At 65.2% G+C, this 12,904-nt stretch carries 15 protein-coding genes and 1 tRNA gene; 8 read left to right on the forward strand and 8 right to left on the reverse strand.

Translation table 11 applies throughout. The features are described 5' to 3' along the window. Positions 1-53 precede the first annotated feature (53 nt). Together mshC and AB4Y79_RS18335 are read right to left on the reverse strand one after the other, a co-directional pair. Complete coding sequence (mshC, locus tag AB4Y79_RS18330; RefSeq protein ID WP_441864840.1) at positions 54-1,331, reverse strand: cysteine--1-D-myo-inosityl 2-amino-2-deoxy-alpha-D-glucopyranoside ligase; 1,278 nt, start codon at positions 1,329-1,331, stop codon at positions 54-56. Between the two features lie 15 nt (positions 1,332-1,346). Next, a complete protein-coding gene (locus AB4Y79_RS18335; protein WP_441864843.1) occupies positions 1,347-2,180 on the reverse strand; it encodes an undecaprenyl-diphosphate phosphatase in 834 nt (277 codons plus the stop codon). Between the two features lie 51 nt (positions 2,181-2,231). Here AB4Y79_RS18335 and AB4Y79_RS18340 point away from each other — a divergent pair, with 51 nt between their 5' ends. Next, a complete protein-coding gene (locus tag AB4Y79_RS18340) occupies positions 2,232-3,161 on the forward strand; it encodes an aldo/keto reductase (protein ID WP_441864846.1) in 930 nt (309 codons plus the stop codon). Between the two features lie 45 nt (positions 3,162-3,206). Here AB4Y79_RS18340 and AB4Y79_RS18345 read toward each other — a convergent pair whose 3' ends face one another. After that, entirely contained in the window at positions 3,207-3,470 is a 264-nt protein-coding gene (locus AB4Y79_RS18345) for a hypothetical protein (protein WP_441864849.1), read from the reverse strand. A 40-nt stretch (positions 3,471-3,510) separates the two neighbouring features. Between AB4Y79_RS18345 and AB4Y79_RS18350 the strand changes: the two genes are divergently transcribed. Further along, complete coding sequence (locus AB4Y79_RS18350; protein ID WP_441864852.1) at positions 3,511-3,744, forward strand: DUF5703 family protein; 234 nt, start codon at positions 3,511-3,513, stop codon at positions 3,742-3,744. Between the two features lie 35 nt (positions 3,745-3,779). Here the strand turns inward: AB4Y79_RS18350 and AB4Y79_RS18355 are convergent, their stop codons facing one another. Together AB4Y79_RS18355 and AB4Y79_RS18360 are read right to left on the reverse strand one after the other, a co-directional pair. Next, positions 3,780-4,940, reverse strand: a complete 1,161-nt coding sequence (locus AB4Y79_RS18355; RefSeq protein WP_441864854.1) for an acyl-CoA dehydrogenase family protein — start codon at positions 4,938-4,940, stop codon at positions 3,780-3,782. An 8-nt stretch (positions 4,941-4,948) separates the two neighbouring features. Beyond that, positions 4,949-6,253, reverse strand: coding sequence for a M20/M25/M40 family metallo-hydrolase (locus AB4Y79_RS18360; RefSeq protein WP_441864857.1), 1,305 nt, complete (start codon positions 6,251-6,253; stop codon positions 4,949-4,951). A 169-nt stretch (positions 6,254-6,422) separates the two neighbouring features. On the opposite strand from AB4Y79_RS18360, the gene AB4Y79_RS18365 reads away from it, so the two are divergent. From AB4Y79_RS18365 to AB4Y79_RS18380, 4 genes are all read left to right on the forward strand, one after another. After that, a tRNA-Leu gene (locus AB4Y79_RS18365) sits at positions 6,423-6,505 on the forward strand. 222 nt (positions 6,506-6,727) lie between these two features. Continuing rightward, positions 6,728-7,372 (forward strand): hypothetical protein, encoded by a 645-nt coding sequence (locus AB4Y79_RS18370; protein ID WP_441864859.1) that lies wholly within the window; start codon positions 6,728-6,730, stop codon positions 7,370-7,372. Between the two features lie 98 nt (positions 7,373-7,470). Next, entirely contained in the window at positions 7,471-7,644 is a 174-nt protein-coding gene (locus AB4Y79_RS18375; protein ID WP_308930957.1) for a CsbD family protein, read from the forward strand. Between the two features lie 211 nt (positions 7,645-7,855). Continuing rightward, entirely contained in the window at positions 7,856-8,593 is a 738-nt protein-coding gene (locus AB4Y79_RS18380; RefSeq protein WP_441864861.1) for a hypothetical protein, read from the forward strand. 134 nt (positions 8,594-8,727) lie between these two features. Here AB4Y79_RS18380 and AB4Y79_RS18385 read toward each other — a convergent pair whose 3' ends face one another. Continuing rightward, positions 8,728-9,240 carry a DUF805 domain-containing protein gene (locus AB4Y79_RS18385; RefSeq protein WP_441864864.1) on the reverse strand — a complete coding sequence of 171 codons (513 nt, stop codon included), beginning with the start codon at positions 9,238-9,240 and terminating at the stop codon, positions 8,728-8,730. Between the two features lie 210 nt (positions 9,241-9,450). Here AB4Y79_RS18385 and AB4Y79_RS18390 point away from each other — a divergent pair, with 210 nt between their 5' ends. Both AB4Y79_RS18390 and AB4Y79_RS18395 read left to right on the forward strand, forming a co-directional pair. Beyond that, entirely contained in the window at positions 9,451-11,064 is a 1,614-nt protein-coding gene (locus AB4Y79_RS18390; RefSeq protein WP_441864866.1) for a phospholipase D family protein, read from the forward strand. Positions 11,065-11,189: 125 nt separating this feature from the next. Further along, a complete protein-coding gene (locus AB4Y79_RS18395; RefSeq protein ID WP_441864868.1) occupies positions 11,190-12,209 on the forward strand; it encodes an NADPH:quinone reductase in 1,020 nt (339 codons plus the stop codon). Between the two features lie 36 nt (positions 12,210-12,245). Here the strand turns inward: AB4Y79_RS18395 and AB4Y79_RS18400 are convergent, their stop codons facing one another. Both AB4Y79_RS18400 and AB4Y79_RS18405 read right to left on the reverse strand, forming a co-directional pair. Further along, on the reverse strand, positions 12,246-12,437 hold the full coding sequence (locus AB4Y79_RS18400; protein WP_441864870.1) for a three-helix bundle dimerization domain-containing protein: 192 nt from the start codon (positions 12,435-12,437) through the stop codon (positions 12,246-12,248). Positions 12,438-12,633: 196 nt separating this feature from the next. Continuing rightward, positions 12,634-12,855: a hypothetical protein gene (locus tag AB4Y79_RS18405; protein ID WP_441864873.1), complete on the reverse strand. Its 222-nt coding sequence runs from the start codon at positions 12,853-12,855 to the stop codon at positions 12,634-12,636. Positions 12,856-12,904 lie beyond the last annotated feature (49 nt).

The following is a 12,904-nucleotide window of genomic DNA, read 5'->3' on the forward strand; positions in this document are numbered from 1 at the left end:
GGCCCGGAGGAATCCGGGCCAGGCCCTCTTTTTGCCGCTTGAAGCGGAAGCCTTTAGAGCTGGATGCCCAGGAGGGCGTCCACCGCGTCCTTCACCAGGGCGGCGTCAGCGGCGCTGGCGGCAGCACCGGCGTCGTTCGCCGACCGTGCCCACCGGGAAACGGCGGCAACCGCCGCCGGCGCGTTGAGGTCCGATGCAAGCGCTTCGCGCATGCCGGCCAGCAGCGCCGTGCCTGAACCCTCGGGTGCATGCTGCAGGGCCTTCCGCCAGGCCGCAAGGTCAGCTTTGGCCGCGGCGAACCCTTCGTCCGTCCAGGACCAGTCCGAACGGTAGTGGTGGGACAGGATGGCCAGCCGGATGGCGGACGGGTCCTCCCCTGCGGCGCGGAGCTTGGAAACGAGCACCAGGTTGCCCTTGGACTTGCTCATCTTCTCGCCGTCGAGCCCTACCATGCCGGCATGGGCATAGTGCTTTGCCAGCGGGACTCCTGCCAGCGAGTACGCGTGCCCGGCACCCATTTCGTGGTGCGGGAAGATCAGGTCCGAGCCACCGCCCTGCACGGTGAAGGGTGACGGCAGGTACTTTTGCGCGATGACGGTGCATTCGATGTGCCAGCCTGGCCGGCCCGCGCCGAGGCTTCCGCCGGGCCAGCTCGGTTCGCCTTCCCTTTTCACCCGCCACAGCAGCGGGTCCAGCGCCTGCCGCTTTCCGGCGCGCCCCGGGTCGCCGCCGCGTTCGGCGAAAAGCTCCAGCATGGCGCTTTCGCCCAGGTGGGAAATGGCTCCCAGCGCCCAGGCGTCAGGTGCCGTTGACTGCTTTCCGGCTGCCTCGACGTCGTAATAGACATCTCCGTCAGGTTCGCCGTTGGTGCCGTTTACCTTGTAGGCCAGCCCCATGCTGACCAGCCGCTCCACTTCCGGCACGATCAGCCCGATGGACTCGACGGCGCCCACGTAGTGGTCAGGCGGAAGGACGTTGAGGGCTTCCATGTCGGTCTGGAACAGCTCCACCTGTTCGGCGGCGAGGTCGCGCCAGTCCACTCCGGTGCCGGTGGCGCGCTCGAGCAGGGGGTCGTCCACGTCGGTGACGTTCTGGACGTAGGACACCTCACTGCCGGCGTCGCGCCATGCACGGTTCAGCAGGTCGAATGCGACATAGCTGGCGGCGTGACCCATGTGGGTTGCGTCGTAGGGAGTGATGCCGCAGACGTACATGGAGGGCCTGCCGTCCGGCTCAAGGGCCACTTCGCGGCCTGCCGCGGTGTCGAACAGCCGGATGGCGGCCATGTTTCCGGGCAGGGCAGGAACGGGGCGGGAAGTCCAGGATTTCACAGGTAAAGCCTAGTCCTAGGCGCTGATGACGTTGAAACCGAGCAGGAGGTAGAGGGCCAGGCCCAGGAAGATCCGGTACCAGACGAAGAGCCGGTAGCTGCGCGTGGAGACGAACTTCAGGAACCAGCCGATGATCACGTACCCCACAACCAGTGCGATCACGGTGGCCAGCGCGGTCTCCGGCAGCCCGAACGGGCCCGAAATGCCCTCCTTGGTGACCACTTTGTAGAGCTGGTACAGCCCGCTGCCGAAGACAGCCGGGATGGCGAGCAGGAAGGAATACCGGGCCGCGGCCTCACGGGTATAGCCCATCAGGAGGCCGGCGGTGATGGTGCCGCCGGAGCGGGACACGCCCGGAATCAAGGCCATGGCCTGCGCCAGGCCGTACAGGATGCCGTGCTTGTAGGTCAGGTGGGTCAGGTCCCGCTTCTGGGCGCCGATGGCGTCCGCGACGGCGAGGATGAGGCCGAAGACGATCAGCATGGTGGCGACGATCCACATGCTGCGGAGCACCGACTCGATCTGGTCCTGGAAGAGCAGGCCCAGGACGATGATGGGGATGCTGCCCAGGATCACCAGCCAGCCCATGCGGGCATCGGGATCCTGCCGCGGCACTTTGCCGGCCAGGGAGCCTGCCCAGGCTTTGACGATGCGGACAATGTCACGCCAGAAGTAGATCAGTACGGCTGTTTCGGTTCCCAGCTGGGTGATGGCCGTGAACGCGGCACCCGGATCCTGCGCGTTGGGGAGGAACTCCCCCACGATCCGCAGGTGTGCGCTCGATGAAATCGGTAGAAATTCGGTCAGACCCTGCACTAGGCCCAGCAGGGCCGCTTCAAACCAGTTCACGCTAAGACCCTACGGCATGGCGGCGGTGCTTCTGCCCGTAAGCTTGCTGCTATGCAGCAGCGTTACGTCGGCAACAGTGGATTGCGAGTTTCAGCCCTTTCCCTGGGTGCCCGGTCCTGGGGTGGGGAAACTGACGAGCAGGACGCCTCGGAGTTGCTGCGTACCTTCCTTAATGCGGGCGGCCGGCATGTGGACACCTCGGCGTCATACGCTGGCGGGGGTTCCGAAGCGGTCCTCGGCTCGCTCCTGGGCGACGTAGTGTCCCGCACGGAGATTTCCATTTCCACCAAAGCGGGAATGACGACGCCGGATGGCCGCCGCGCGGTGGACACTTCGCGCAATGCGATGCTCACCGGACTGGACGCAAGCCTGGCCAGGTTGGGCACGGATTACGTGGACCTTTGGTTTGCTGAAGCTTGGGACGGAAACGTTCCCCTCGAGGAGACGCTGGCCGCGCTGGAGTTCGCCGTCCGGTCCGGGCGCGCCCGGTACGCCGGAATCTCAAATTTCACGGGCTGGCAGGCGGCCAAAGCTGCCGCGATCAGTCCCATGCCGCTTGTGGCCGCCCAGGCGGAATACTCGTTCCTTAACCGGTCGGCGGAAGCCGAATTGATGCCCGCCCTTGAAGACGCAGGGCTGGGCCTGATGGCTTGGGGTCCGTTGGGCAGGGGGGTGCTTACAGGTAAGTACCGGGGCAGCATTCCCGCCGGTTCGCGCGGCGCCTCGGCCGGCGAAGCTGATTATGTGGAGCCTTACCTGGAGGAGAAGCCGTCCCGGGTGGTGGACGCGGTATGCATGGCAGCCAATGGCTTGGGACGTACGCCGCAGGATGTCGCGTTGTCTTGGCTGCTCTCACAGCACGGCGTAGCTACGGTTGTTGTCGGGGCCCGCACCAACGTCCAGCTGAAGGAAATCCTCGACGCGCAGCTCTCACCCCTGCCGCCCCAGATCGCACGGGCCCTGGAGGACGTTTCCGCTTAGGCCTTGACGGGGTCTGCAGCGGTCTCGAAAGACTTGGACCCTGCGCTATTCGTCGACGATCTCCAGGTCTTCGTCGTCGTCCACGTCGGCTTCCTCTTCATCGTCCTCATCGTCGAATACCTGCAACGGGGTTACTTCGTTGTAGGCCTCATAGAGTGCGTCCTCATAAACCTCGAAGGCATCTGCAACTGCAAAAAAGGCTGCCTCCACGGAGGGGTCACCGTCCCCGCGCCGGTTCGATGCTGCTATAAGGTGTTCTTCCAAAGCGGTGGTCAGGGACGAAAGCGCGACACGCGGATCGATGCTCATGACTTCACGTTAGCCGGAAAAGGACGAAAATGGAGAGCAAATGAAGGAACAATTTCTCACCAGCTCGGTCCAGCGGGAGCGGGATTATTTGCGTCAGTACGAGTACCTCGTACTGACGCTCAGCCCTGAGGATTCCCTGCCGGAGGCACGGCGCCGTCTGGTGGAGCACTCCGAATACGGCAAGTGGGAATTGGAACGCAGCAAGCTCTACGTGGGCGGCGGCAGGCGTTTTTGGCTGCGCCGCCGGGTGATGCAGGTCCAGCGCACCGTATAGCGCGCACCGCGCAGGGCGGGCGCCCGGCGGCCCGCCTAGTCTTCCAGGGGTCCGAGCCAGGCGTTGGCCACCGTGTTGTGGGCTGACTCGTCATCGGAGGGGTGGAACATTCCGGCGAGTACGTCCCGGTACAGCCGCTCGAGTTCGGAGCCCCTGAAGTAGCTGGATCCGCCGCTGACCCGGATGGCCAGGTCCACTACCCGACGGGCGGTTTCTGTCGCATTCACCTTCAGCCCCACCAGCTTGGGGAACCATTGGGCCCCGTGATCGGCCACGGCGTCGACGTCCGCGGCCACGGCGTCCAGCTGGGGGTACAGGTTGTCCATGGCCATGGCGGCCTCCGCAACCTTCCACCGGATGTCCGGGTCCTGGGCGTAGCTGCGGCCGCCGTTCTTGAACGACGTGCGCCGCTTGGCCGTCTCCACCCCCACGGCCAGGGCACGCTCGCCCAGTCCCGTGTAGACGGCGGCGAGGAGCGCTTCGAAGCAGGCGAAGATCGCGAAGATAAGGGGGTCAGCGTTGGGTCCCACGGGCAGCTTGCGGAAGATCCTCCCGGCGGGGACGGCCGCACCCTCCAGGACGGTGGTGTTGGACTGGCTGGCCCGCATGCCCAGCGTGTCCCAATCGTCCAGGATCCGGTAGCCCGGGGATTCGCGGCTGATGAAGCCGTGGACAAGCTCCCCCGCGCCGTCCCTGGCCATGGGGTCTTTGCCGAAGATTCCAAGCCGGGTCCAGGCCGGCGACAGGCTGGTGAAGATTTTGGTGCCGGTGAACGTGTATCCGCCGTCGGGCCCCGGCGTCGCCATGGTCCGTGAGTCGAAGAGGACGGAGTCGTTGCCTGCCTCGGAGTTGCCAAAGGCGAAGATCTCTCCCTGTGCGGCTTCCTTGAGGACGAACGCCAGCGAGTCGTCGTCCCGGGCTGCCAGGACGTGCGCGACGCCGGTCCAGACCAGGTGCATGTTGACCGCAAGGGCAGTGGCCGGCGCAGCTGTTGCCAGCCTGCGCTGGCACTGCGCCGCCGCTTGGAGCCCGAGGCCCGCGCCGCCGTCGGACGCCGGCACGAAAAGCTTCAGGTACCCCGCAGCCGCCAACTCCTGCAAGTCCTCGTGGAAGAAGGCATTGTCCCGGTCATAGCCGGCGGCCCGGCCACGGATGCGCTCCAGGAGCGCGTCCGGCAGGAGCTGTTCCGGAGTCACAGCCACCCCTAGTAGTTGGTCAGCAGGGTGTTCAGCACCCGCGCGCCGAACTTGAGCGAGTCGGCCGGGACCCGCTCGTCCACCCCGTGGAACATGCCGGTGAAGTCGAGTTCGTCCGGAAGCATCAGCGGGGCAAAACCGTAGCCGGTGATGCCCAGCCGGCTGAGCGACTTATTGTCTGTGCCGCCGGACAGCGTGTACGGCAGTACCTTGGCGCCCGGATCTTCCTTGTGGAGGGCATCGATCATGGAATCCACCAGGTTGCCGGCAAACGGGACCTCCAGCGAGACGTCATTGTGGACATAGCTGACATCGACGCCGGTGCCAGCGAGTTCGCGGACAATTTCCAGGACCTGCTGCTCCTGTCCGGGCAGCGTGCGGCAGTCAACCAGGGCTTCGGCCGACTCGGGAATCACGTTGTGCTTGTAACCGCCCTTCAAGAGGGTGGGGTTGGTGGTGTTCTGCAGGGTGGCGCCGACGAAGCGGGCCACGGTGCCAAGCTGGTCCAGCAGGATGTCCGGATTGTCGGCGTCGAACTCCACTCCGGTGAGTTCGGTCACGCCGTCAAGGAACTGGCGGGTGGTGGGGGTGAGTTCGATGGGCCACTTGTATTCACCGATGCGCGTGACCGCGGCGGCCAGGCGGGTGATCGCGTTGTCCGAGTTGATCTGCGAACCGTGGCCGGCCCTGCCATGAGCCACCAGCCGAAGCCAGGAGATGCCTTTCTCGGCGGTCTGCAGCAGGTAGGTGCGCTGGCCGCCGATGGTGGCGGAGAAGCCGCCCACCTCGGAGATCGCCTCCGTTGCGCCCTCGAACAGTTCGGGACGGTTGTCCACCGCGTAGCGGGCGCCATAGACGCCGCCGGCTTCCTCATCCGCGAAGAACGCGAAGATGATGTCCCGCTTGGGTTTCCTGCCGTCCCTGGCGAAGCTGCGCATGACGGAGAGGATCATGGCATCCATGTCTTTCATGTCGACGGCGCCGCGTCCCCAGATCAGGCCGTCCTTCAGTTCCGCACCAAACGGGTCCACGGACCATTGGTCACGCAGGGCAGGGACGACGTCCAAGTGGCCGTGCAACACCAGGGCGCTGGCGGAAGGGTCCTCCCCCGCCATCCGGGTCACCACACTGGCGCGGCCGGGGGCCGATTCGAAAATCTCCGCGTCCAGTCCCACTTCCTCGATCAGACCTGCCGTATATTCAGCGGCCGCCCGTTCGCCCGGCCCGGACCCGTCGCCGTAGTTGGACGTGTCGATCCGAATGAGTTCCTGGCAGATCCGGACAACTTCATCCTCGGGCAGGACGTCAGGCATTTGTATCTCCTTGGTAGGGAATGACTGGGTGGCACGAGCTGAATCGCTGTCCTCAGCCTACCCATTCGGCCCGATTCGTTGTTCCCGAAAAGTCATGTTAGAGTTTTTCTCGCTGCTTCGGAGAGGCGCGAAACGCTGAAAGGCGGGACGGCTTCCCGAAATACCACCTGCGCGGGTGGCGGAATGGCAGACGCGCTAGCTTGAGGTGCTAGTCCTCGAAAGGGGGTGGGGGTTCAAGTCCCCCTCCGCGCACAAGGGAAAACCCCTGAAATCCAAGGATTTCAGGGGTTTTTTTCTTTCGCCGCCCAAGAGAGCCCCTGTCCCGCCCCCGCGGTTGTTCGTCCGCCCAGGTCCTGGATTGGCGGGGCGTCGGCCAGCAATGCTGCCGTGCCCGGCCTGTAACCGGAATGAAGCCTGGAACGCCGGGTTCCGCACACATGGCGGGTATCCGTTCCTGATCGAAAGTAGTCTCCGTTGAAAAAACAGCTCACCTTCGGCGCTGTCATTGCCGGCATCACCCTGGCAGTCGCTGGATGCTCGGCGTCCGTCACCCCCGGCCCTGGCACCGCGGTGCCCACGGCCGGCACAACAGCCTCACCTGCATCGACCGCCCCTGTGTCTTCCTCCGCAGCGTCCACCGGCTGGGAACTGAAGCCAAGGAGCGGTGGGGACCGGATCAAAGCCGCCGGGCTGCAGGTTCTCAACGCCGAAGGCGCCGCCGAACACTTCCACGCCCACCTGGATGTTTTCGTGGACGGTAAGCCGGTTAGCGTGCCGGCAGACATCGGCTTCAGCTTTGACGATTCCGGCCGGCCTAACGGCATCTCGGCACTGCACAGCCATGACGAATCCGGGATCATTCACATTGAAGCACCCACCGCCGGCGCCACCTACACCCTTGGGCAGTTCCTCACCGAATGGGGCGTCCTGGACGGAACCGACCCGACACCCGGCGCGGCGCATTCGGCCCAGGACGGCTGGAGTGCGGCCGTCAACGGTGCCCGGCACGACGGGAAAATCGCCGATGTGGTTTTGAAAGCCCACGACGAGATCGTCCTGTTCCACGGCGCGGCCCCTGCCACGCTCCCTGCCACGTTCACTTTCCCGGCAGGGGTGTAGCCTCCAAACCTCAGCCGGAGCTTGCGAACGGTATCCTAAGCATGCTTATGATGTAGGTGGCCGAATGCTAACGGCTACCAACCAGAGGAGGAAACACCATGGGACTGGGCGACAAGATTGATAACGCTGCCGAGAAGGCAGGCGGCAAGGCCAAGGAAGCCGCGGGCACGGCCACAGGCGATGAGAGCCTGCGGACCGAAGGCCAGGCAGACCAGGCCAAGGGTGATTTGAAGCAGGCCGGAGAAAAGGTCAAGGACGCCTTCAAGCACTAACAGTTTCTTTTAGGAAGGGCGCGCTCAGCGAACGGGGCGCGTCTTTTCTGTGCGCCGGCGCCCCTTCGGCCGCCGGCGTGGCGTGCTTCCCTGAACTGATGCGGCCCCAGGTCAGGCATTCAGCCTGTTTCAAGACTTCACTCGTAGAGTTGGAATGTCATGGGCCAGGGGCGGCCCCACGGGGGATGCAGGGCAATTGGAAGGACACAGCGTGGCAAAGCCATCTATCCCATCATTGAAGACACGCGTTGGCGTTGGAGCGGCGGCCGTTCTCGCCGCCGGTGCCATGGCCGCGGCAGGCATCGCGACCGCATCGGCCGCCCCCACGCCGTCGCCGATCTCGACGGCGGCCCCGTCCACCGGTGCTAATGTCGCAGCCAAGGCAGGCCAGGGAACCGGTGGCCTCAAAACTTTTCTGAATCTGCAGGCGGACAGTCCCCAGTCCGCCGGTGACCGGGCAGCGAAAGCTGCCGCCACCCTCATGGCGCACCCCAAGCTGTTCGCGAAACTCCCGGCATCCCTGCAGGCAGATGTAACGACGCTCAAGGACGCACCCGCCGCCGACCGGGTGAAGGACGCTTACAAGATCAAAACCACCGCCCTCTCCGGGGGGTACGGTACCGAAATTCAACAGCGCGCCCAGGCATTCGAAAAGACAGCGACGGCGATGGCAGGCCTCCGCCAGGAGCTGCGGACAGCGTTTACCTCGGCGACGCCCGGTGCCGGACTCCAGAAAATCGCCGACCAACTGATCAGCCATCCCAAGCTGTTCGCCAAGCTCCCAACGAACCTGCAGGCTGACCTGACGGCACTCAAGAACGCCTCCGCGGTAGAAGTGGATGGCCAGGCCGGCAAGATCAAGGACACTGCCCTAAACGGCGGCTACGGTGCCAAACTCCAGAAAATGGCGCAGTCACTTGAAAAGAAAGCCACAGCACCAGCCACTTAATTCACCACGCGTCGCCAACTATCCAGCGCCGGGGCAGGAAACGGCTGCACTGCAAGACATGAAAGAGGGGAAGACCGCGGTGGTCTTCCCCTCTTCCTTCGTCCTGTCCCCTGTCGGGACGGGCTGCGTAATTGTTACTGCGTGGGCTGGTCGAACCGCTGCCCGGCCGGGTCCGGACCCAAAAGGGTGAAGACCAGGAGGATGATTGCTCCGGCGAACGGGATCAGTCCCAGCAGGATCAGCCAGCCACTCTTATTGCTGTCGTGCAGGCGGCGCACCGTCAGTGCCAGCGACGGAACGATGGTGGCCAGACCCCAGATAATGAGCAGAATCAGGCCGAACACTGAACCAGGGCCCAACTGCGGGGTGCTGCTGTAGGACGACGTGGACGCGACCATGCCTGTGTTGACGATGATGTTCAAAATGATGCTGACGATCACGGATACGAGCGTCCACCACCAGTATTCGCTCCGGCTGGCCCTGCCGGAGAAAGCCGCATACTTCTTGAAGAAGCGTTTGACTGCCGCCGGGAACGGCGCACCGTAGTAAGGGGCCCAGAGCGGAGGTTCCCCGCCTGGCCAAGACTGCTGGGACGGGTACTGCTGCGGCGGATAAGGCTGCTGCGACGGGTATTGCGGATAGCTCAAGGTTTTCCCCCAGGTGTCAGAAGTGACTGGAACGTGCCCATCGTACTGTCGATGTAGCACAAAACAACCTGCACAGGGGTAACAATTGTCCCAAATTTCCCTAAACCCCGAGGGAAACCGGCAACGCCCGGAGATACTGCGGCGGCCCGCGTCCGTAGGCTACGTTGGAAACGAAGAGGCCTTCCCCCGGGCCCGGACAAGGAGCGCCGAGTGGACAACATCGCCGGCAAGTGGTTCCTGAGCAGATCCGAGCGGGGAAATCCTGCCAGCGCTGTGCAGGCGGGGAACAATGGATCGCCATCGTGGTCAGAGGGAAACCTGGTGCGGCCCTTGATCCATGGGGCGTCCTATTTTTCGCGGTTGCACGAGGAATTGTCGGCGCTCCAGGCCGGTGACCGGGTGTGGTTCACGGACTGGCGCGGGGATGCCGATGAGCAGATATCGGCTGGCGGCCCCACGATTGGCGAGGTGCTGGCCGGGCTGGCCCGTGCCGGGGTGGAAGTCCGTGGACTCGTTTGGCGGTCCCACGGCGAACGGGTATCGGCCCCCATCAGCGGGCGCTCCAACGAACTCCTCAGCCGGCAAATCAACGATGCCGGCGGCGAAGCGCTGTTGGACCAGCGTGTGCGTCTTTTTGGTTCCCACCATCAGAAACTGGTGGTCATCCGGCGTCGCGACGACCCTTCGAAGGACGTCGCCTTCGTCGGCGGGCTGGACCTCTCACACAGCCGCCGGGACGACGCCCGCCATGGCGGTGACCCGCAAGCGGTAAAAATGGATCCCAAATACGGTCAGCGGCCCCCTTGGCACGATGCGGCACTGGAGCTGCGTGGTCCCGCGGTGGCCGATGTCCTGGCGGTCTTCGCTGAACGGTGGAACGATCCGCACCCGCTGGACCGACACACGCCCTACCGCATGTTGCTGCAGCGCCTGGCCCGGATGCCCCGTCACCCCAAACCGCTTCCGGCCGCTGCCCCTCCCCCACCTCCGGCGGGCCCGCACGCGGTGCAGCTGCTGCGTACGTACGGCCGGAAGCACCCACCTTTCCCGTTCGCTCCCGGCGGCGAGCGAAGCATAGCCCGCGCCTACGCGAAAGCCTTCTCCCAAGCCCGTTCACTCATCTACATCGAGGACCAGTACTTGTGGTCAACCGAGGTCGCGGCCGGAATCGCAGCGGCGTTGGAGCGCAATCCTGAGCTGCAGGTGATCATCGTCGTACCCCGATATCCGGACTCGGATGGCCGGTTGGGCGGCCCGCCCAGGCGGCTGGGCCAACTCCGGGCCATCGCCATGCTCCGGCGGGCCGCGCCTGACCGGGTCGGGGTGTTCGACCTGGAGAACAGCGAGGGCACCCCCATTTATGTCCATGCCAAGATCTGCATCATCGACGACACCTGGTTCACCTGCGGATCGGACAACTTCAACCGCCGGTCCTGGGCCACTGACAGCGAGCTCACGTGCGCCGTCGTCGATACCTCCGGCCCCGGAAGCGGCAGCCCGGCCGAAGCCAACGAACCTGCCGCACCCGGGCCGTTGGCCAGGGAACTTCGAATCCAGCTCTGGGCCGAGCATCTGGGGCTGGACTCCGAAGACCCGCGGCTCCATGCGCGGGCGGCCGGGCTGGACCTGTGGAACAGCACCGCTGATGCCCTTGATCAATGGCACCGGGACGGGCGCCGCACGCCTCGACCTTCCGGACAGGTGCGCCGCCACACCATAGAGCCCCTGCCACCGCTCCACGGGCTTTGGGCCGATCCACTGTACCGCCTTGTAGTGGACCCGGACGGCCGGCCACGCTCCCTCCGCGGCACAGACAGGTTCTAGGCGCCGGACAGGTGCCGCCCCCCCAAAACCGGCGACCGGGGCCGAACAAACCACCTGCACGGGGCACGTTGCGGCCGCGGTAAGTTGGAGCGGTAACTGCAGCCGAGTGCGGATTTGGAGTAGACATGAAAGCCATCGTGTACGAGGAGACAGGCCCATCATCGGTCCTGAAGCTCCGCGACAAGCCGCTGCTGGACCCCGGTCAGGGCGAGGTCCGGGTCCGGTTGCTCGTGTCCGGGGTGAACCCTACTGACTGGAAGTCCCGCTCCGGTGGCGGGAGCATGAAGCTCGACGCGCCCAAGGTTCCGAACCAGGACGGGGCCGGGGTGATCGATGCGGCAGGTTCCGGGGTGGCCGGGTTCGGCGTCGGGGACCGTGTCTGGCTCTGGGACGTGGCGTGGGACAGCAACGAAGGCACTGCGCAGGAGTACGTCACCGTGCCGGCCGGGAAGGCCGTGGCCCTTCCGGCCGGAGAGTCCTTCGACGCCGGCGCCTCGCTCGGCATTCCCGCACTGACCGCCCACCGCGCCCTCACCTCGACAGAAGGCGGACCGTCCCGGCTCTCCCCCGGCGTCCTGGCCGGGCGGACCGTGCTGGTCACTGGAGGCGCGGGAGCCGTGGGACACGCAGCCATCCAGTTGGCACGATGGGCCGGGGCAACAGTGATCACCACCGTCAGCGGCGACCACAAGGCGGAACTGGCACGGCGGGCGGGCGCCGGCACGATCATCAACTACCGGACGGAGGACGTCGTTCGTGCTGTCCGTGAGGCGTGCCCGGACGGCGTGGACGTCATCGTGGACGTCAACGCTCCGGCGAACATAGAGGCGGACCTTGAAGTGCTCAAGCCGGGCGGAACGATCTCCGTCTACGCCGCCAACCCCGGAGACTCACTCACAGTGCCCGTCCGCGAAAGCATGACCAAGAATGTCCGGCTGCAATTCATCCTCACCTACACGGTTACCAATGAGCAGAAGCAGCAGGCCGTGGCTGCTGTCTCCGAAGCCCTCGAAGCCGGCGCGCTTCGCGTCGGCGAAGAACATGGGCTGCCGCTGTCACGCTTCCGCCTGGAGGAAACCGCAGCTGCCCATGACGCTGTTGAACAGGGCACCATCGGAAAAGTGCTTATCGACGTCGCGTCTTAACCTGCGGGGACCGGCGGCGGCGGTGCCGCTCCGGGACTATTGCGAAAGCCGGTCCCTGGCCGCATGTTCAACGAGCACCGGTATGAACGCGCGCACCCTTCCGGTGTCAAGCATGCTGTGCTCTTGCTGCACCACTTCTTCGATCTGCTCCCGGGACAGCGCGGGAAACCTGGCCGCCAGCCGGTCCACCACTTCGCCGAGGGCCCGCAACTCTTCGCTTACTCCCATCCGGAAAGTGTCAGCGGTCCGGCGAACCTCGTCAAGACTTGACGATCCAGGCAGCCGTGGAGAAGATTCCGGTGGGACGGCGCCAAGGATCCGGTGCCAGGGGCCAAGGAAGGGCGCACGACGGCGAGCGCCGCGTTAGGTCGACATGCCTCGCCATTGCGCGGTCGCCGGGGCACCCGCCGGCGTCCCGTCGTCGTCAGTGCAGATGCAACCTCCGGGGCCGGGGATGGCGGTGCACGCGCGAACCCGCCACGGCCGGACGGTACTCGATCCGGCGTTTTTCCGTCCGAATGTCACGGCGTTCCTGCCGCCGGGCTTTCCGTTCCGGACGGTCGATAGCGGACAGGATGGTCAGCGTAACCGCCATCCACAGGAGGGCGGTCCCCAACACCAAGGCGATCTCCAGCTCAGTGCTCATAGTCACAATTTTAGGTCTCGGCGGCCGTGGCTTACCCCCGCAGATCCAC

Source organism: Pseudarthrobacter sp. YAF2, from assembly GCF_052113345.1.
Classification (GTDB): domain Bacteria; phylum Actinomycetota; class Actinomycetes; order Actinomycetales; family Micrococcaceae; genus Arthrobacter.

What these genes read in the sequence shown, in the direction of transcription:
- AB4Y79_RS18340 (WP_441864846.1), top strand. Translation starts at nt 2,232, where the DNA reads ATGCAGCAGCGTTACGTCGGCAACAGTGGATTGCGAGTTTCAGCCCTT.
- AB4Y79_RS18345 (WP_441864849.1), bottom strand. Translation starts at nt 3,470, where the DNA reads ATGAGCATCGATCCGCGTGTCGCGCTTTCGTCCCTGACCACCGCTTTG.
- AB4Y79_RS18350 (WP_441864852.1), top strand. Translation starts at nt 3,511, where the DNA reads ATGAAGGAACAATTTCTCACCAGCTCGGTCCAGCGGGAGCGGGATTAT.
- AB4Y79_RS18360 (WP_441864857.1), bottom strand. Translation starts at nt 6,253, where the DNA reads ATGCCTGACGTCCTGCCCGAGGATGAAGTTGTCCGGATCTGCCAGGAA.
- AB4Y79_RS18375 (WP_308930957.1), top strand. Translation starts at nt 7,471, where the DNA reads ATGGGACTGGGCGACAAGATTGATAACGCTGCCGAGAAGGCAGGCGGC.
- AB4Y79_RS18395 (WP_441864868.1), top strand. Translation starts at nt 11,190, where the DNA reads ATGAAAGCCATCGTGTACGAGGAGACAGGCCCATCATCGGTCCTGAAG.
- AB4Y79_RS18400 (WP_441864870.1), bottom strand. Translation starts at nt 12,437, where the DNA reads ATGGGAGTAAGCGAAGAGTTGCGGGCCCTCGGCGAAGTGGTGGACCGG.
- AB4Y79_RS18405 (WP_441864873.1), bottom strand. Translation starts at nt 12,855, where the DNA reads ATGAGCACTGAGCTGGAGATCGCCTTGGTGTTGGGGACCGCCCTCCTG.